This is a genomic window from Desulfovibrio sp. TomC (assembly GCF_000801335.2).
Lineage (GTDB): Bacteria > Desulfobacterota > Desulfovibrionia > Desulfovibrionales > Desulfovibrionaceae > Solidesulfovibrio.
Window position 1 is genome coordinate 40,265 of record NZ_JSEH01000002.1, and the last position, 18,522, is coordinate 58,786.

The window sequence follows — 18,522 nt, forward strand, 5'->3', positions numbered from 1 at the left end:
GGTCAGCTCCCCACGGGAAACCCGGAAGGGCCAAAAATTGAAACGGGCGGCCGCAGCCTGGGCTGCGACCGCCCGTTGGCGGACAACGAGAGGCAAGGCCGGACCGCCCGGGGCGATCCGGTCCTGGTTATTTTTTTTTGAGGGCGGCCAGACGGTCGCCTAGGGACTGCTGCGGCTGGACTCCGGCCGCATCCTTGAGGGCCTGGGCAATGAGCGGGTCTTCCTCCTCCTTGGGCTGGGCCAGGAGCTTGGCCTTTTCCTGATGGACCTGCGCCTGCGTCTCCAACTCCTGAGCCCGGGCGGACATGGCGTCAAAGGCCGTGCCCATGGTGTCGGCCTGCTTCTTGATGCCGGAGAGCACTTTGGCCCGGTCTTCCTGCTCCTTGGCGCGCTCGGCCCGGATTTGGGCCATGTCCATGCGGCGCTTGGCTTCGGTTAAGCGGGAACGGGCCGTTTTCAGGCGTTCGGAGGCGGTTTTGACGGCGGTGTTGAGTTCGTCGTAATAGAGTTTGGCTTCCTTGGCCTCGGCTTCCTCACGCTCCACTTCAGGGACCATCTTTTCCAGTTCCGCCACCAATTTGCCCAGGCTCGTTTCAATCAGGGTTTTCTGATCGCCCTCGGCCACGTCCATCTGGGCCTGCAACCGCTCGGCGGCGCCGACGCGCAGGGTGTAAGCCTTGTTGATGGCTTCGGCTTCCTGCTGTTCCTTGTCCCAGGCGGCCTTGGCCCCCACCATCTGGCGGGTGAGCTTGGTGAGGATTCCGTCGAGTTCGCCGATCTCGGCTTCCGAGGCGCTTTCCGGGTCGAACTCCACAATGAGTTTGAGAAACCCGGCCTGGGCGTCCTCGGTCTTTTTTACGACGTATTGTTTGAGAAACGACAGCATAATAAGCTCCTTGCGTTATCTTCTTCTGGTGTTTGGGGGCCGACGGGTCAGCAGCATGAATAGGACCGCCACCGCCACACCAGCGCCCAAAATCCACACCCATGATCCCATTCCCGACGCCTTGGGGGCGTCTTCCCTGACCACATGTTCGGCCGCCAAAGCCACCGATGGATCGACGCCGTTCAGGCTCTTGGGGTCTACCGGCGTCCCGTCTTTGCGCATCTGATCGATCTTGGCGTCCATGTCGGCGAGCTGTTTCTTCAAATCCGCATTGGAAGCAGCCAGTTTGTCGGCTTCCTGGCGAAAAGCCTGCACCCCCGGATCGCCCTGGTGGTTGTACATAAAGCTCGGGCCGCTGGCCTGACGCAGCATGAACCACAAAAACATGGCATCCCACAGGCCAAACGACGGTGCGCTCTGGTAGGCGTAGTTTGGCGCGCTCCAGCCCTGCCCGGCGTAGTAGTTGTCCCGATTGCTGCGGTAATCCCGGTAATTGTCCCAGGTGCGCGAGGGTTGCGGACCGGCGGCTCCAGGGCTGTCGTGCACCGGGTTGTCAGGCTTGGCGAACTTGCCCTTATATTCGTTGTAGGCCTTGACTGAGGCCTCTTTTTGGACGGCCGCCTGTCCGGACGTGGCGAAGGAGGACTTGGACCGGCCGCTGTCCGTGCCTGGTGCGGCGCTGGTGCCGGAACTGTTGCTCCAGGCCCCGCCGGTCGACGGCTTGGACGAGGCGTTTGGGGCCGCAGGCGTGCTCTTCGGGGCGCTGTTGCCCCAGTCCGAAGATGGAGTGCTCCCTGATTTGGCTGGGCTGGGCGAGCTTTGGGTGGAGCTGTTGCCCCAGCCGGAGGATGAACTGCTGCTGGGTTGGGACGGGGCAGGAGCGGTCGAGGGCGTAGACGAATTACTCCAGCCAGAACTCTTGCCGCTGGAAGACGATGACGACGACGAGGATTTGCCGCCGCTGGAAAAGGACGATTTGCTGCTTTTGGCCTGGGCCGGCTGGCCGCCGAGGACAAGAACCAGAGCCAGGAGCAGGAAAACAATGTGCCGTACGCTGGGGGGCATGCCGGGGCCTCCTTAATAAATCTTGACCCCGTAGGGCGTGAGATCCAGGCCGATCCAGGCCCGCACCAGGGCCGCTTCAGGCTCTGTATCGGCGCTGACCAGCATGTTCTCGTTTTCGTCCCCCACCTCGCGGGTATAGAGGTGCATCTGGTGGGCAAGGCAGCGCGGCGGGGCTTTAGGGTCTGTAAAGAGCAATTCTTCCGCTTCCACCGGGGGCGCATAGTCGCCGTCCCCCCATTGGCGCAGATAGGTCTGGCCGTTGGGGGCGTTGAGATCCTTGCCGCCGATAAGCCCGCCGGCATCGAGCCACAGACTCCAATCTGCGGCAGTAGCCGGGCGGATTTCCTGGAGCAGGCGAAAGAAGCTGACGTCGAGCAGGGCACCGGCCCCGTCCTGGTTGAACTGGAAGAGATAGGCGTCCTCGCCTTGTTTGGCGTAGGCCCGGACCAACGTCAGGCCGAATAGCGAGGTGGACGACAGTGCTTCCACCAACAGTTCGCCCTGGGGCGGGGCGATGGTTAGACCCAGGCCCTCAAAGCGCAGGGCCTCGGCCACATCCACGGCCAGGATGGCCCCGATGCGCAGATCAAAGGGGAAATGCGGATAGGCCGGATGGTTGTCCGCCTCTGACCGTTTGCTGAAAAACATGTCCTACCCTCGGGAGATGGTTGGCGTTGGTGACGGCTACGCGGCGCCGGGCGGTCGGCGGGAGCTTAGGCTGGCGCCCCCTGGGACCGCAGGGAACTGAGAAACAGCCCCAGTCCGCCGAGCAGCAGCGTCAGGATAACGAGCAGGTCGAAAAGTGACATGCCGGCCAGGGAAAAGCGGATAGAGGCAATGACGCCCACGCCGACGGCCAGCAGGCTGCCCAAAAACAGCAGCCAGCCCAGGATATTGCGGGCATTGTAGAAAATCATGACGATGCCGAGGCCAAGCGGCAGGAGCGTCATGCCGGTGGTCAGGCGGACCGGGCCGAATGCGTAAAGCGAGTAGCCCATGGTGAAGAAGTTATAGACCCGGATGGAGCTTAAAAAGAGGTAGCCGCCGGCGACCATCATGGCCAGCCCCAGGAAAAACCGCCCCAGCCCCCCAGGCGTGCCGCCTGCGCCGTTTACTGCCATACCGTCCGTTTATCGAATCGATTGGTCGAGGGCAAGACCACGGGTGGCTGCAGCACGATTCTTAATCAAGTTTCATACAGGGATTGCCGGGCTGTGGCCCGGGCGACACGGCCCGCTTCCGTGATCCGGGTCGCCCGTGACACCGTCGGCCCGGTATCGAGCGAGAACGGGGTCTGGTCGCTGACGCAATGTCTTTTGGGTGGGGCTGCTTCGGCCACCTAGGATGGTGCCGACCAGACCGCTCCTTGGAAATCCGATTCTTATATCTACGATACCTTGGGCAATCTGATCGCCACTCGCGGCAAAAGGACCTTCGATGCTGTCTACGGCCACGAAAACCGGTCCACAACGCTGATCTTGGGAGGCAAGACCAGGACCTATGCCTATGACGACCTGGGCAACCGGGGCCGGATCCAGACCGGGACGGCCACGCGCAATTTCCACCATGCCCATTTGGGCCGGGTTATCTTCGAAACCGACGGTTCAGGCCAAGTCACGATCAATTCTATCAACACTGGAAATTTTCTGGTGGCCTCGGGCACGACTGCGGCTGGCTTTCGGTTTCATCACCAGGACAAGACCGGCAATACCATGGCTCTGTCCGAGGCCACAGGTGCGGTGGTCGGCCGGTATGGAGAGTGTGGTCAGTTTGTCCTTTATTTGATTCCCCAGGGGACATGTCGTCGTGGTCAGGGGAGTGCTTTAAATCATTCGGTTTTGTCGGAAATGCTGTGCCTGGCACATCGACGCCAGGGACTCGAACCGGCGTGAGGAACTGTTCCTTTGGGTTTGTGGAGGGTACCAATCGAGCTGTATTTCAATAATGTCAGGTTTCATGCTTTAGTCGACTGGCGAGGGTAACTAGTAAAATTCAATAATTATAATTAATTATCGCTGATGTGTTAATCGGACAGAAATGCAAATAAGAATTGCGAAGACAATTTTTTTTGTGATAGAAGCCTTAAGAAGTCATAGGAAAGAACATGTTGCGATTATAACCAATTGTTATGACGTCCCAAAAATAAGATGGCACGGAAAATGTGGTTGCAACATGCACAGTATGTCATGGAGAAATATTTTTCGATAGTCAATTATGCACATGGAAAATATTGTAGGTTAGTATGAGCTTGGCATGTTCAAAAGTATATTGTTTGTTAGAGGGCGATGGTGGAATGTATAATATTTTGTATTAAGCTATACTATTTTTGTCCGTTTATTGCGTTCTAATTCTATGAATGGTGTTGTTTGTTGTAGTAGATTGGATGTATTAAATAGAAGTCAAGGTACATTTTTGAGCTTCCCATCATCCTGCAACGGGATGAGTTGTTCTGCCGAAGCTGTTTCATAGAGCTCTCGTGAGATACTGTTCTAGGTCGAGAGCAATGATGAATTCAAATTTTCGCTTCACTCGCTGCAGGCGACCCATGCAGTGGCTCTGATGTGTCGGAGCAAGGTGCAGCGAATTACGTGCCTCGAGCACTGCTGTTGAGCTTAGGCGCGCTATTATCATCCACCAGGGTCGCTTTGATCTGACGGAGGGCGTTGCGATGTGTTTTCGGAATTTCACGAAATGGTCCCGATGGGCGGGGCTGGTTGTTGTCGTGGCTATTTCGACCTTGTTGCCCTGCCGGTTTTCCCAGGATCGAGGGGTTGTCCCGGGAATGGCCTACGGCCAGGTCGACGGAGGATACGCCCGTTGGGCTCAAAGTCCTATATTGGACAAATTCGTGGACTCCCTGACGCCTGTGTGCAACAGCAGTGCACCGGTCTTTAGCTCTCTCGGATACTGTATCCCCATTGCCCAGCCGGTCACATCGGACAGCACGGGAAAATACTACAACATCGGCATCGTTGATTACACGCAGCAGATGCACTCACAGCTCTATGACCAGAACTCGAACGACCTTCATCCTACCAAGCTGCGCGGGTACGTTGACCAAAACCCCAATGCCCAGCCCACCTACACGACAGATGGGGGAGTGACGTCTTCCGTCGCGCCTTCTTACCTTGGCCCGATTATTGTTGCCCAACACGACACGCCGGCCATCGTCACATACGAAAACCTGCTCACCGCCCCCTTCTTTCTGCCGGTGGACACCACCTACATGGGATTGACCGTCATGGGCATGGCCCAATCTCCCAACCGCACCGCTGTCCACCTGCACGGCGGCTTCACGCCCTGGATCAGTGACGGCACACCCTTTCAGTGGTTCACGGCGTCTGGCGACACGATGCAGCCAAATGTCCGCGGCCCCAGCTATGTGCAGGTGCCGGGCATGAGCGACCCCGGGGCCGGCAAGTGGACCGCCTACTATACCAACGACCAAAGCGCCCGGTTCATGTTCTACCATGATCATGCCGTGGGCACCACGCGTCTCAACGTCTATGCCGGCATGGCCGCCGGCTATCTCATAACGGACTCGCAGGAACAGAGCCTCTACGGCACGGTGCTCCCCAATAATGCAGCCAACAACGGCGGCCTTGGCATCCCGCTCATCATACAAGATAAGACCTTTGTCCCCAGCTCCGGAGACATCACCGCCAATGACCCCTCCTGGAACGATAATCCGGATTGGGGCACGCAGGGGGACCTCTGGCTGGCCCATGTCTATAAGGCCAACCAGGACGATTCCGGCACGCCCGACCCCAAGGGGCGTTGGGACAATGGCAAGTGGGTGTATCCTCCGGTGCAAGACCCCCTGCCCAAACCAAGCATTTCCGGCGTCGCCGAAGCCAACATGGATACCCCGGTGGTCAACGGCGTGGCTTACCCCTATCTCCAGGTGGCGCCCCGTCGCTACCGCTTCCGTATTCTTAACGCCGCCAACGACCGGCATGTAAACCTGCAGCTCTATTATGAAGGCAACACGCCAATAACGACGTCGCCGCTGCCCAGTGGCCAGACCTATGTCGGCGACGCGGATTTGACCCGTCCCGGCCCGCCCATCCTTCAAATAGGCAACGAAGGCGGCTTCTTGCCTGTCCCGGTGGAAATGAACAATCCGCCGACCCAGTGGGGCGGCGTCCCGACCTCCACAACCATGCCGACGCCCTACACGCTGTGGATGGCGCCGGCCGAACGGGCCGACATCGTCATCGACTTCTCCAACATCCCCACAGGGACCAGGCTGATTCTGTACAACGACGCTCCATCGCCCGCGCCCATGGGGGATCCGCGCCTGGACTATTACACCGGCGATCTCGACCAGACCGCCAGCGGCGGGGCTCCCGCGACCCTGCCCGGCAAAGGCCCCAATACCCGGACCATTATGGAATTCCGGGTGGTGGGCACTGGTGGCGAGACCATTGATTACCCAACCTTCGTGACCGATATGACCAATGCGCTGGCGACCATCTATCCCGCCACCCAGCCCCCGGCCATTGTGCCCCCGGGGACCTTTGTGTCCACCCGCGACACCAAGGTTGGCGGGTATGCCAATCAGATCAAAAGCCTCAATGAGGATTTCGACGACTACGGCCGCCTGAAGCAAAATTTAGGAACTTTTGCCCAGCACCTCAACAACCAGGGCATCAATGTGTCCGGGTTCGCCTATGTTGATCCTCCAACTGAAATAGCAACGAAAGGACAAACGCAGGTTTGGACCATCGCCAACAACACCGGTGACGTACATCCCATCCATTTTCACTTGGTAAATGTGCAGGTTGTTGCCCGTACGGATTGGGCCAACAATCCTGTTCCGGTCGATCCTAATGAACTTGGCTGGAAGGAAACGGTCAGAATGCTGCCTGGAACAAACACCACGGTGGCGATGAAGTTTTCTCTGCCTACGGTCCCGTTTATTACTCCAAGCAGTATCCGGTTACTGGATCCTACTATGGCTGAAAGTAGTGTGAATAGGTGGCATAATTTTGGCTCCGAATACGTATGGCATTGTCATATGTTGGAGCATGAGGAGCATGACATGATGCGAGTTATTGAGGTGTACCAAACAAGTATTTCGCCTGAGAACTTCCTGCTGTTGCAACAGTAATAAGCAAGAAAGGCATGCTCTTAATGCGTTAGCTAGGTCAATGGTGCGATGATGTGTTGTCGCAAAGGGGAAAGGTTATGATGCGAGGACAAATAGCAAAGGGAATGTTGGTTGTCATTGTCGTTGTCTGTCTGGGCATTCCTGATTGTGTCATGGCTCAGCAGCCGACTGTACAGATGCAATGCACGCGAACGTATGTCACGTGCGTCAATAGCAAGCCGCCAACTGACGACGAAGCCAAATACATATGTGTGCAGCAGTACCACCAATGTCTGAAAGGTATTGGAATACCATTGTCTACGCTGCCTGGCGGAACTCCCACATACATTCCTGATCAACCGAGACCTCAATGACCATACACTATCGGGGAGGGGTGTTCCCCTCCCCGATAGCCGCCATTCTGTCCCTGTATCTCGACACGAATTGCTGATGCATCGTCTCATGGTGAAGAAATGCAGCGCAAAATATCCTCAACTCGCGTCTCCTCGCTTGCCGGGCCTTCTTAACCCGGAGGCTAGGATGGATGTTGCATCGCCTTCATCTTTCTTTTTTCCCGGATCATCATGGTGTCAGACGCCATATCTTCAAAAGCCGCCTTAATGGCCGCGTCAAAATCTGCCAATTGTCCGCCATGCGCCTTGATAAAGGCTTCGGCCTCGGCCTTGGAGGCGAAAGCCCACTTGGCCCGCTTGGACATGACCCCCATCTGGTCGCCCCCAATAACCCAGAAGGCCTTTTCCGCATCGATGAGTTCCTTGGTCTTGTAGTCGGCCACCAGACTCTTCGTCGGGGTCTTGTCCAGATTCACCGCCATATCCAGAACGGCGCAATGCAAGGAACAGGCTGGGAAAACAGTGCCGTCGCCGTATTCGATGAGCATGCGCGAATGAGCGAATTTCCCCCGGTCCATGCCGCACAGCGGACAGGAAGCGTGGTCATGGACGTCCTGGCTTATGGCAGGGGGAGTTGCCGGCGAGTTGCCCTGGGCCAAGGCCAAACCGGGGAGCAGGCAACAGGCGAGCGTGACGACGGTGAGAACAATACGGAATCGCATGGGTTTTCCTCCTGGGTTGTTTCGTGAATGGGCCATCACAACAAGACATTCCACGACCGGGGACAAAACCGACCATTATGACGTTGTGCGGCCTACGGCATTGCCGCAGGTCGACGAGTCCCGCCAGGCCAAGCCTATTCCAGGCAAGAGTTATCTGATGTCACATGCTGCTACAAGAGGGAGAGCACATTTCTTCTCGAAGAAATGTTAGTTCCCGGATCAGTCCGTCCCCACTCGCGTCAGTCGCCGTTCTTCCAGCCAGCACCAAAGCACAGGCACTACGAACATGGTCACCAGGACGAAGACCATGCCGCCGAAGGGCGGGATAGCCATGGGCACCACCAGATCTGAGCCCCGGCCGCGGGAGGTCAGCACCGGAATCAACGCCAGGATGGTGGTGGCCGTGGTCATCAGACAGGGGCGCACGCGCTTGAGGCCCGCCTCGATGGTTGCCGCCCGCACCGCCGCAACATCTCCAGGGGCCAACTGCCGGAAGCGGTCCCGAAGATAGGTGCCCATGACTACGCCGTCGTTTGTGGCCACCCCAAAAAGGGCCAGGAAACCGACCCAAACCGGCAGCGAGAGGGCCAGTTCGTGCATCTGGAAGAGCTGACGCATGTTCACCCCGAAGAGGTCCAGGTTCATAAACCAGGGCAGACCGTAGAGCCAGAGCATGACGAAACCGCCGGCCCAGGAAACGGGGATGGCCGAAAAGACGATAAGCGAGGTGCGCACCGAGGCGAAGTGCAGGTAGATGACCAGGAAAATGAGGGCCATGGCCAGGGGCAGGATGAAGGCCAGCCTCTTTTCGGCCCGGGAGTGGTTCTCGAAGGTCCCGGTGAAGTCGTAGGAGACGCCGACGGGCAGTTCCAGCAGGCCGGCATCGCGCATGGAGTCCAGGTAGGTTTGGGCGGCCTCCACTGCGTGGATGGGCGTGATCCCGGCCTTGCCGTCGAAGATGACGTAATCCACGGTGAAGGCGTCTTCGCCCCGGATCATGTTCGGGCCGGGGGTGTAACGGATATCGGCCACCTGGGCCAGGGGCACCTGGACGCCGTCAGGGGTGGTCAACAGCAGGGAGCCGATGGCTTCCGGGCTGTCGCGCAGTTCGCGCTGGTAACGAAGACGCACGGGATAGCGTTCGCGTCCCTCTACGGTGGTTGTCGCCACCCGGCCGCCCACGCCGGTCTCGAGGGCCTCCTGCACCGCCTGGACCGAGAGGCCGTACTGGCCGGCCCGGCCGCGGTCGATGGCGACCTCCAGATAGGGCTTTGCCGTGATGCGGTCGGACAGCACCGAGGCCGGTTCGATGACCTTGACGTCGCGCAGGAAGCGCTCGATGAGCCCGGCGGACTGCTCCACGCTGGGTACGTCCGGACCTTTGACCCGCACGGCCACCGAGGCCCGGATGCCGCTTTGGAGCATGACCAGACGAGCGGAGATGGGCTGAAGCTTGGGGGCTGTCGTCACGCCGGGCATGCGGGCGGCGGCGGCGATGCCGGCCCAGATGTCTTCGGGGCTGCGCACGCCGGGCCAGGCTGTCCGGCCGGGGTTCAGATCCGGGTCCAGGGGCCGTCGCCAGAGGCGAAACGGCTGGCCGGCGTCGTTGGGGATGAGGCGGCCCTGCTCGTCGCGGGCGAAGACACCGCGCACGAAGTAGCCGGCTCCGTCGCCGGCCGGCATGGGCAAACCGTCGCGGTTCACGGCCAGCCCCACGGCCTCGGGGGCATAGAGGAAGCGGAGCAGGCGACCGTCCGCATCGGTCAGGTATTCCGGGTGATAGGTGATGACGGTCTCGATCATGTTTATCGGGGCAGGGTCCAGGGGCGTTTCGGCTCGGCCGAGCTTGCCAACCACTGCGGCCACCTCGGGCAGGCTGCGAAGGGCTGCGTCCTGGCGCTGGACAATGTCCAGAACTTCGGCGGTGGAAGCGTGGGGCATGGTGGTTGGCATGTACAGGAAGGATCCTTCGTCCAGGGAGGGCATGAACTCTTTTTGCAGGCCGGGAAAGGTCCGGTCTAGGGCAGCTAGGGGCGGGGAAACGCGCAGAAACTCCGGCAGCCAGCCGAAGAGGCCGGCAAATCCCAGCCAGACCAGCCCGCCCAGGAGCACCAAGGTTGCCGGCAGGGCCAGGAAGGTCCGTTTGTGTTCCAGGCACCAGGCAAGCATCCGGGCGTAGCGGCGGTGGAAGAGGTGGAAAGCCCCCAGCCAGACCCCGAGGATCAGGGCCACAAAGACAAGGTTGCGCACGATGCCGCGCTCAGGCCCCAGCGGCAGCCAGTGCCGGGTCAGGAGCACGGCCACGGCGGCAATGGCCGTCCAGATGGCCGCGCGGGTGAGCAGGGCATTGCGCTTTTGGGCCACGAAACGCCGGGTCAAATACAGGCCGCCCACGGCCGCCATGGCCAAGCCGACCACGGCGTCGAGAAAGAAGGCCAGGACTGCTCCGGCGTAAACGGCTATTTCATAGGGCGAGAAGTACTTGGTCCGATCCCAGTTGCGGCGGCGCAGGAGGAGTTCGGCAGCTGGCGGGATGAAGCCCAGGGCCACCACCAGGGAGGCTGTCAGGGCAAATGTTTTGGTGAAGGCCAGGGGGCGGAAAAGTTTGCCCTCGGCCCCGGTCATGAAGAAGATGGGCAGGAAGCCGATAATCGTGGTGGCGATGGAAGCCAGCACCGCACCGCCGACCTCGCTCGTCGCCGAAAAAACGGTTGCGGCCAGGGGCTCTTCCGGCGGGGCCTCGTCGCGTCGCCGCAGGATATTTTCGGTGAGGATGATGGCCATGTCCACCATGGTGCCAATGGCGATGGCAATGCCGGCCAGGGCCACGATATTGGCCTCGACCCCGAAGGCCTTCATCGCCAGGAAGGTCAGCAGTACGGCCAGGGGAAGCAAGGCCGAGACCAGCAGTGAGGCTCCCAGGTGTTGGACCATAGCCAGGACCACCACCACCGTAACCAGGATTTCCGAGACCAGGGATTCATCCAGGGTGTGCAGGGTCTCCCGAATCAGGCCGGAACGGTCGTAAAAGGGCACGACTTTGACCTGGCTGACAGTGCCGTCGGCCAAGGTGCGCTTGGGCAGACCCGGCTCGACTCGGGCGATGGCCGCTTTGATTCCGGCGATGACCTCCATGGGGTTGGCTCCGAAACGGGTCACCACCACGCCGCCCACGGCCTCGTGGCCGTCTTTGTCCAGGGCTCCCTGGCGCAGGGCCGGGCCGAAGGACAGCGTCCCGAGCTGGTTGAGAAAGACCGGACGGCCATCCCGCGTCGCCACCAGGGTTTGCCCCAGATCGTCCAGGCTCTTGATGAAGCCCAGTCCGCGCACCAGGTACTCCACCCGGTTGATCTCGAGAGTCCGCGCCCCCACGTCGAGGTTGGATTTCTGGACCGCCGCCCCGACTTCCTCCAGGGAGATGCCGTAGGACTTGAGCCGTTGCGGGTCCAGGTCCACCTGGTACTCCCGGACAAAGCCGCCGATGGAGGCGGCTTCGGCCACGCCGGGAACGGCAAGCAGGGCGTAGCGCAGGTAGAAGTCCTGCAGGGTGCGCAGTTCATTGGGCTCGAAGCCGCCGACGAAGCGGCCCTGGGCGTCGAGACCGTCCAGGGTGTACCAGAACACCTGGCCCAGGGCCGTGGCGTCAGGTCCCAGCCGCGGGGCCACCGCCGGCGGCAGGAGGCCGGGCTGCAGGCTGGCCAGCTTTTCGAGGATGCGGGTGCGGGCAAAGTAGAAGTCCACCCCATCCTCGAAGATGACGTAGACCTCGGAGAAGCCAAAGGAGGAGTTGGAGCGAACGGTCTTGACCCCGGAAACGCCGAGCAGGGCCGTGGTCAGCGGATAGGTGATCTGCTCCTCCACGTCGCGGGGCGACCGGCCGGGCCATTCACTGAAGACGATCTGCTGGTTCTCGCCGATGTTGGGTATGGCGTCCACGGCCACCGGGGTGCGCAGGAGCCAGGGCAGACGCCAGTCGAAAGGGGCCACGGACAGGCCACCGATGACGATCAGGGCGGCCAGAAGGCCGATGACGACTTTTTGGCGCTGACAGAAGGCGAGCAGGGGATCGAGCAAGCCGTGGGACGAGTTCGCAGCGGGCTGTTCAGGGCGTTCGGGAATGTGCATGGTTGCGATCCACCGCGTCCGATCTACTCGTTCACGGGCTTGGTTGAGGGCTGCGAATCCCGGGAAGGCCCAGTGCCGGGCAAAAACGTGACCGGGGGGGCTGGCTGGACGTGGCCGTCTGTGGCGGGTGGAGGAGCGGTCGTGAAGATCTCGGCCGGGGGGAACACCGGCGCCGGCGAGGGGCCGGGCGGATGTTCGCTGTGCGGGCCGCTCCTGGTGGTGGGCGGGGCGGCGGTCAGGCCGAAATCCTGCTGCCGGACGAGACCTTCGGGCTTGAGCAGACTCGGTTTTGCCAATATCTGACGCTCGCTGTCGAGTTTGAAGGCTCCCTGGACGACCACCTGTTCGCCTTTGGCCAGACCGGCCAGCACCACGTAGGCCCGGTCGGCCTTGGGGCCGAGGACGATCTCACGGCCTTCGAAGACGCCGGGCTTGCCGGGCACGGCCACGTAGACCACGGCCCGTTCGCCGGTGATGAGGGGGGCCGTGTCCGGGATGACCAGGGGGGCGCGCTCTGGGGCGGTGCCTTCCGAGGTGGGACGGCCCTCCTTGTCCAGCAGGGTCTTGACCTTGCCGCGCAGGCTCATGTTCGGCCGAAGGAGGGTCTTATAATCGTTGTAGCCCACGCCCACGCGAAAGGTCCGGCTCTTCTCGTTAAAAACCGGGTCGATGGTCGTAATCCTGGCTGTGAAGACCTCGCCCGGCCGGGCCGGGGAGGAGAATTCGATCCTCTGGCCGGCGCGCAGCCAAGGGAAGTCGTGCTCGAAAGCGTCAAAGTTGATCCACAGGAAGTACGGGTCGGCGATTTTGGCCAGGAGCGTGCCCTTGTTGGCGTACGCCCCTTGGACGGCGTTGGTCTCGAGGATCACTCCGCCCACTTTCGAGGTCAGGTTGGGCATGCGCACGGAAACGATGCCCGGGGGCTGCTCCAGGCGCAGCACCTGGTTGATGTCCCGGTCGAGGAGGCCAAAGCTGCGCAGGCGGGAGCGCAGGACGGCGAAGCGACGCCGGGCGTCCTGGATCTGCTGGGCATCGGGAGGCGGGCTGGCGGGATCCCGCAACGACGGGTTGACCGGCACGCCGATCTGACTGGAGACGAAGTCGGGGATAACCCGCACGAGGTCCAGGAGCTGGGTCTCCAGGTCGTAGAGCTCGGCGGAGTAGAAATCGAAGAGCTTCTGCTCGACGCGGATGTATTCCCCGACCCGGCGGATGTAGACCCTGTCCACAATGCCGTTGGTCGGGGCGATGATCTCGTTGATGAAGGCGTCGTCGTACTCCACTTGGCCGTAGAGTTGGACCGTGGCGGTCACGTAGCGGCTTTCCACCGGCGCGGTGCGGATGTCGGCCAGCTGCATCTGGGCCGGGTCCAGGTGGTTTCTGGACACAGCGCCCGGCTCACTGTCGCCCATGATAACCGGCGTCAGTTCCATGCCGCAGACCGGGCATTTGCCGGGAGCGGGCAGGGGCGGGATGTCGTTCATGGGGCAGGCGTAAAGGACCAATTTGCCTTCGGTGGATTCGCCGGCTCCGCTCTTGGAGGCCTCCGGCCCTTTGCCTGTTTCGGGGCTTTGGGAACAGGCGGCGGCTATGGCCAGCAGACAGAGGGCGGCCAGGAGGACCAGGAGGCGGGCCAGGGGCGCGGCGGACGGACGGACGATGGAGGTGTTCATGATGTCCTATCCCAAGGTGAAGTCTGAGACGAGCAGAGGCCAAAGGGCGATGGCCGCCAGCAGTCCGGCCCCGACCAGGGCCGCCTGGCAGAGGCGGCGTTGCAGACGCGGCAACGTCGCGGCCAGGGAAGGGATGCCGGCGGCCTGTTCCACGGCCCCGACCCCGGCCCCGCAGATGCCAAGCAGGAGCAAGGCGGCGTAGAGCGGGTAACCGATCCAGTCGTACTCGGCCTTAAGCAGGCAGAAAGGACAGTGGTGGGTGGGCAACTCGTACCAGTAGACGGAGATAAACGAGAGCACGGCCAGGATACCAATGACGAACATGCTTGCGGCGATCCAGGCGAAGAGGCGGGCGCCCTGGCCGGTGGCCAGGAAGTGGATGCCGCTGCGGATCAGGGCCAGCAGGCCGCCCCAGAACAGGACCTGGGTCAGGGCCGGCGGCAGGTGGGCCAGGGAGGCGGTCAGGGTCGTTGCCTCGTCGCTGAAGACCGCTCCGCAGCAGGAGGTGATGCGGTTTGGAGCCATGTGGGCGAAGAAGCCGAACTGCACATAGGCCTCAAAGAGCACCAGGGCGGTCAAGGGCAGGAGGAAGGCATATTTGGTCCGGATCAGGGGGTAGTCGTAGCCTTGGTTGTCCAGGTGGTTGATGATGAGCCAGATCCCGCAGCCCAGCGAGGATGCGATCTTGAGCAGCAGGGCCGTATAGCCGTAGCTGTTGACGGTGAAGGTTCCCACGGCGCACATGGCCCCCACGAAAAGGTGGTGGAGGTCCTCGCCGGCGTAAATGAAGAGGAACAGGGAGAGCAATTCGAAGAGCATGACGTAAGAGAGGATGGTGGAAATAAGGTAGGTCTTGCGCTCCAGGGCCAACTGGCGGGGATGGCTGTTGGCGAGGTCGAAATGGCGCAGGATGACCACCCCCTGCCAGGCGGCGTAGATCATGGTCAGACCGATGAGGCCCGAGACCAGGATCAGGGCGAGGACAACGGGCTTAAGCAGCATGGCGGTCCGTGGGCACGACCAGACCGTCGCGCAGGCTGACCACCTCGTCGACCACCGCGGCTTCGTGGACCAGGGCGTCGTGGCTGGCGATGACGAATGTCTTGCCCTCGGCCCGCAGCTGGCCGACGATGTCCAGAAACTCCAGGGACAGCGCGGTATCCAGGTTAGCTGTGGGTTCGTCGGCAATGATGGTCGCGGGATCGTTTATCAGGGCGCGGGCGATGGCTGTGCGCTGCTTCTCGCCGCCGGAGAGGTTCTCAATTTTCTGGTCGATCTTGCTCCCCAGGCGGAATTTTTCCAGGAGGGCCGCAGCCCGCTCCCGGACCTGGCCACGGGGCTGGCCCAGGGGATAGGACGGGACCATGACGTTCTCCAGGGCGGTCAGGCCGGCTATCAGATTAAAGCTCTGAAAGATGAAGCCGAAAGCGGTTCGCCGCAGTTCGGACAGGAAACGCTCGGGCAGGGAGGAGATATTGCGCTCGCCGAGGTAGATGCGGCCTGACGTGGGCCGGGTCATGCACCCCATGAGTGAGAGGAGGGTGGTCTTGCCCGAGCCGCTGGGGCCTCGCAGCACCGTAACCTTGTTCTCGAGGGTGACCACGCTGACCCCCCGCAGGGCGGTGTACTCGCTGGGCCGGCCGGGATTGAAGACTTTGGTGACGTTCTCCACACGAATCATGGCTTCAACTCCCGCGCATGACCGTGTCCGGGTCGGTGATGGCCGCCCGCCAAGTCGGGATGACGGTGATAAAAGTATACGGGGCCACAGCCAGGAAGAACAGGGCCAGGAGTTCTGTGAGATCGATCTCAGGGCTTAGGGGGAAGTCGACGTAGAGGACGCTCCAGCCCTTGAGCGCCTGGGCAAAGAGGCCGGCGTTGGCCAGGAAGACGTGGTAGTAGGCGGCAATCGTTCCGAGCAGGAAAGCGGTCAGGGAGATGGCCAGCCCCTCCCAGAATTTCATGGCCAGTACGTCGGCGGTGTCCCAGCCCAGGGCCTTTAAGATGCCGATTTCGTGGCGCTCCTCGGCAGAGAGGCCGGTGGCTTTGTCCCAGGCGAAGATGAAAAAGGCCAGGGCTGCGCTGGCAAAGAGGACGATGACCAGACCGCCGCGCCACTCAAAGACCGACTCGTAGGTCCGCAGAATCTCTTCACGTTGGATGGGCCGGGTGTCCGGGAAGTCGCGCTGGATCTTCTCGGTCACGGTCTGCAGTTCCTGGGGATTGCGCACGCTGACCGCCAGATCGGTGTAGTGCCCTTCGGGCATGCCAAAGACGCGACGGAAGGCGGCTTCGGACATGAGCAGCAAATCGGCAGAGACGAGCCGGCTCTCTTCGGGCAGCACCTCCACCGGCTTGAAGCCGGCAGAATCGCCCTTGGCCGTGCGCAGGAGGTAGCGGCCGTCCTGGAGGTTGGTCCAGGCTTTGGCCGCCACGGGGCCGACCACGATCTCGTCATCGGCGTGGGCGAAGTCGGCCCGGCCCAAGACAGTGAAGGTCGCGCCAACGGCCCGGTTGAAGTAGTAGCCCCAAAGGCGCGGCTCCACTTGGCTGACGCCGCGGATGGCCCGGATGGTGTCGGCGTACTCCGCGCGGATGGTGTCGTAGCGGCCGGCCAGGAGGCGTTGAACGAGGAGCTCCGGGGTCCCGGCCAGGATCGTCTGGCCCTCGGTGCGCAGGGCGCGGGCGAAGAAGATGACTGAGGCCATGAGGAACACGACCAGGGCGTAGGCCAGGACCAGAGCGCCGTTTTTGCCCTTGCGCCGGACAAGACTCGACAGGGTGTAGTCCAGGAAGGCCCGCTGGCGTTCGATCGCGCTCATGGCTCGGACTCCGTGCTGCCGGCGGTCAACAAGCGGGGCGGCGGCAACAGAGCGCCGCTTGGGAAATGCTCCAGGCTTCGCGGGTGATCCTGGAAGGCTGCAAAACGGTCAGCCTGGGACAAGTGGCGGGTGTAGCGGGCCTCGGTGGACAGGCAGAGGTCGGTCAGTCCCAACTCGGCCACCAGCCGGGCCTCCAGGGACTGGCGGGCGTCGCGACGCCCGGCGTCGGCCAAGGGATAACCGGCCAGCAGGGTCGCCAGGAGCAGAATCAGGCCGCCGGTCACGACCAGGAAGACGTCGGAGGGGCGCATCAGTCCAGGGCCTTGAGCAACCCGGGGGTGATGTCGGCAAAGCGCAGCACCCGCTTTCCCTTATGGTCCTTGCGGAAGGCCTCGGCGTCGGCCTGCGTGGCCAGGGGGACCAGTTCATGGCCCATGGGGCCGTATGCGTCGCTGCCGACCACGTAGAAGGCCTGCTGGGCCGGCAGGGGCTTCACGCTGTAGAATTCGCTGACATACAGGGCCGTGATCTGCTCCTTTTTAAACCCCGGCAGGTAGTGGGCCGGGTCGGCCGCGAAGCGGAACATATCCTTGGGACCATCGAAGTAGAGGACCTTGCCGTCGGCCAGCACGGCATAGGCCAGCCAATCCGTGTACTTGGCCACAAACATGCCGCAGACCGGGCATTTGTCGCCCTTGCCCGGAGGGGCCAGCTTCGAGGCGGCGGGTTGGGCCAGGGCAGCGGCGGCCAGGAGCAACAGGCCAAGCACCAAGGGCAAGGGGCGCAAGAAGTGTTTCATAGTCCATCACCTTACACGTAAAAATTGGATTCAGGCAAGAAAAAAGCGGAAGGCGCTTCGTTGTGTTCAGCAGTTTTGCAATATGATTGCTCTTTCAGTTCGATTGATGTCCATGCCACGTTTGGGAGCGTCTGACCCTCCCGGCATACTCCCCCCTGGGCGACAGCGAGTTGTAAAGAACCTCAAGCCTCAAGCGCTGGCCGGACCTGCCTGCGGCCCTCAAGCCCGCGTCGTGAGCGGTAGCCTCCTTTCGCCGAATGCCGCCGGCGTTCGGTGCATCCCTTGTCCATCCCGCTTTCTATCATCCCTTGAGAGAGGCGTTTCTATATCTCTGCAAGGGGTAGGCACAATCCTGGCGGTTTGCTGCTTGCTCTGGTTCGTGTGGAGAATTTCCGGCCCGCAGTATCAAGTTCGAGCTGCATCCTGGGCGTCAAAGCCGAGCTCACTTGGGGGGGCTGTGCGGTCTGTTGCCCTGCGATTGGTGAATATTTTTGAACAATTGGCTCAAACATGATCCCTGTTGTGATTGTTTTAAATTTGGTTGATCGAGTAGGCGTTTTCCGCGTGCGAGCTTCAGGTTGTATGCAATAAAAGTGAATTATTGGCAAAAGGAAACATATTCACAATCTGTTGGAGACTATTACCGATCTGAAATAGGCATTTTTCCTTGTGAAAACGAGTATATTCTTCAGATAGCCACCGCCAAGGCAAGAATTTCAAGAGCACTGGTTGACATTTTATGTGCATGTGGTAATGTGTAAAAGACTGTGAGTAAAGTAGTGTTTTCTTTGTTTATTTAGTCGTTTTTTTATCTTAAACAGGAAGGTTGTCTGGGCATAGGACATGAAAAATGCAATTGGCCTGCATTGCTGTTGTAACGCCTTAATGTGCCTCCGGGAGGATTATTATGTACGAGGGTAAAAAAATTATAAGATTTCTTGGCAGTCTTGCATGTTGCACGGCTATTCTGTTCACCTCCGTCTCC

General features: G+C 61.0%; 14 protein-coding genes. 2 read left to right on the forward strand and 12 right to left on the reverse strand.

The annotated features are described in order from the left end of the window. Window positions 1–127: 127 nt before the first annotated feature. The 4 genes from NY78_RS01875 to NY78_RS01895 form a co-directional block, all read right to left on the reverse strand. A complete protein-coding gene (locus NY78_RS01875) occupies window positions 128–886 on the reverse strand; it encodes a hypothetical protein (RefSeq protein ID WP_043630936.1) in 759 nt (252 codons plus the stop codon). 15 nt (window positions 887–901) lie between these two features. Next, window positions 902–1,951: a hypothetical protein gene (locus tag NY78_RS24470; protein ID WP_156180847.1), complete on the reverse strand. Its 1,050-nt coding sequence runs from the start codon at window positions 1,949–1,951 to the stop codon at window positions 902–904. Between the two features lie 12 nt (window positions 1,952–1,963). After that, window positions 1,964–2,599 carry a DUF2491 family protein gene (locus tag NY78_RS01890; RefSeq protein ID WP_043630941.1) on the reverse strand — a complete coding sequence of 212 codons (636 nt, stop codon included), beginning with the start codon at window positions 2,597–2,599 and terminating at the stop codon, window positions 1,964–1,966. Between the two features lie 65 nt (window positions 2,600–2,664). After that, the gene (locus NY78_RS01895; protein WP_043630942.1) at window positions 2,665–3,072 is read right to left on the reverse strand and encodes a hypothetical protein; all 408 of its coding nucleotides are present in this window, start codon (window positions 3,070–3,072) and stop codon (window positions 2,665–2,667) included. Between the two features lie 276 nt (window positions 3,073–3,348). Between NY78_RS01895 and NY78_RS01900 the strand changes: the two genes are divergently transcribed. Beyond that, complete coding sequence (locus tag NY78_RS01900) at window positions 3,349–3,843, forward strand: hypothetical protein (protein ID WP_043630944.1); 495 nt, start codon at window positions 3,349–3,351, stop codon at window positions 3,841–3,843. 956 nt (window positions 3,844–4,799) lie between these two features. Then, complete coding sequence (locus NY78_RS01905) at window positions 4,800–7,064, forward strand: multicopper oxidase family protein (RefSeq protein WP_197084190.1); 2,265 nt, start codon at window positions 4,800–4,802, stop codon at window positions 7,062–7,064. Between the two features lie 514 nt (window positions 7,065–7,578). On the opposite strand, the gene NY78_RS01910 is transcribed toward NY78_RS01905, so the two are convergent. From NY78_RS01910 to NY78_RS01945, 8 genes are all read right to left on the reverse strand, one after another. Continuing rightward, the gene (locus NY78_RS01910; protein ID WP_053062111.1) at window positions 7,579–8,118 is read right to left on the reverse strand and encodes a nitrous oxide reductase accessory protein NosL; all 540 of its coding nucleotides are present in this window, start codon (window positions 8,116–8,118) and stop codon (window positions 7,579–7,581) included. Between the two features lie 219 nt (window positions 8,119–8,337). Then, window positions 8,338–12,243: an efflux RND transporter permease subunit gene (locus NY78_RS01915; RefSeq protein ID WP_047959982.1), complete on the reverse strand. Its 3,906-nt coding sequence runs from the start codon at window positions 12,241–12,243 to the stop codon at window positions 8,338–8,340. Window positions 12,244–12,266: 23 nt separating this feature from the next. Further along, complete coding sequence (locus tag NY78_RS01920; RefSeq protein ID WP_043630945.1) at window positions 12,267–13,916, reverse strand: efflux RND transporter periplasmic adaptor subunit; 1,650 nt, start codon at window positions 13,914–13,916, stop codon at window positions 12,267–12,269. 6 nt (window positions 13,917–13,922) lie between these two features. Continuing rightward, on the reverse strand, window positions 13,923–14,918 hold the full coding sequence (locus NY78_RS01925) for a hypothetical protein (protein WP_043630947.1): 996 nt from the start codon (window positions 14,916–14,918) through the stop codon (window positions 13,923–13,925). Beyond that, the gene (locus NY78_RS01930) at window positions 14,908–15,597 is read right to left on the reverse strand and encodes an ABC transporter ATP-binding protein (RefSeq protein WP_043630949.1); all 690 of its coding nucleotides are present in this window, start codon (window positions 15,595–15,597) and stop codon (window positions 14,908–14,910) included. Before NY78_RS01930 ends, NY78_RS01925 begins: the two co-directional genes overlap by 11 nt. Window positions 15,598–15,601: 4 nt before the next feature. After that, complete coding sequence (locus NY78_RS01935; protein ID WP_043630950.1) at window positions 15,602–16,738, reverse strand: ABC transporter permease; 1,137 nt, start codon at window positions 16,736–16,738, stop codon at window positions 15,602–15,604. Then, window positions 16,735–17,049, reverse strand: coding sequence for a hypothetical protein (locus NY78_RS01940; protein WP_043630952.1), 315 nt, complete (start codon window positions 17,047–17,049; stop codon window positions 16,735–16,737). Before NY78_RS01940 ends, NY78_RS01935 begins: the two co-directional genes overlap by 4 nt. Next, a complete protein-coding gene (locus NY78_RS01945) occupies window positions 17,049–17,537 on the reverse strand; it encodes a nitrous oxide reductase accessory protein NosL (RefSeq protein ID WP_043630953.1) in 489 nt (162 codons plus the stop codon). The genes NY78_RS01940 and NY78_RS01945 overlap by 1 nt, the downstream gene beginning before the upstream one ends. Window positions 17,538–18,522 lie beyond the last annotated feature (985 nt).

Bases quoted from the DNA above. Each gene is read 5' to 3' on its own strand.
- NY78_RS01935 (WP_043630950.1), bottom strand. From the start codon at position 16,738: ATGAGCGCGATCGAACGCCAGCGGGCCTTCCTGGACTACACCCTGTCG.
- NY78_RS01910 (WP_053062111.1), bottom strand. From the start codon at position 8,118: ATGCGATTCCGTATTGTTCTCACCGTCGTCACGCTCGCCTGTTGCCTG.
- NY78_RS01890 (WP_043630941.1), bottom strand. From the start codon at position 2,599: ATGTTTTTCAGCAAACGGTCAGAGGCGGACAACCATCCGGCCTATCCG.
- NY78_RS01895 (WP_043630942.1), bottom strand. From the start codon at position 3,072: ATGGCAGTAAACGGCGCAGGCGGCACGCCTGGGGGGCTGGGGCGGTTT.
- NY78_RS01925 (WP_043630947.1), bottom strand. From the start codon at position 14,918: ATGCTGCTTAAGCCCGTTGTCCTCGCCCTGATCCTGGTCTCGGGCCTC.
- NY78_RS01945 (WP_043630953.1), bottom strand. From the start codon at position 17,537: ATGAAACACTTCTTGCGCCCCTTGCCCTTGGTGCTTGGCCTGTTGCTC.
- NY78_RS01915 (WP_047959982.1), bottom strand. From the start codon at position 12,243: ATGCACATTCCCGAACGCCCTGAACAGCCCGCTGCGAACTCGTCCCAC.
- NY78_RS01875 (WP_043630936.1), bottom strand. From the start codon at position 886: ATGCTGTCGTTTCTCAAACAATACGTCGTAAAAAAGACCGAGGACGCC.
- NY78_RS24470 (WP_156180847.1), bottom strand. From the start codon at position 1,951: ATGCCCCCCAGCGTACGGCACATTGTTTTCCTGCTCCTGGCTCTGGTT.
- NY78_RS01920 (WP_043630945.1), bottom strand. From the start codon at position 13,916: ATGAACACCTCCATCGTCCGTCCGTCCGCCGCGCCCCTGGCCCGCCTC.
- NY78_RS01930 (WP_043630949.1), bottom strand. From the start codon at position 15,597: ATGATTCGTGTGGAGAACGTCACCAAAGTCTTCAATCCCGGCCGGCCC.
- NY78_RS01940 (WP_043630952.1), bottom strand. From the start codon at position 17,049: ATGCGCCCCTCCGACGTCTTCCTGGTCGTGACCGGCGGCCTGATTCTG.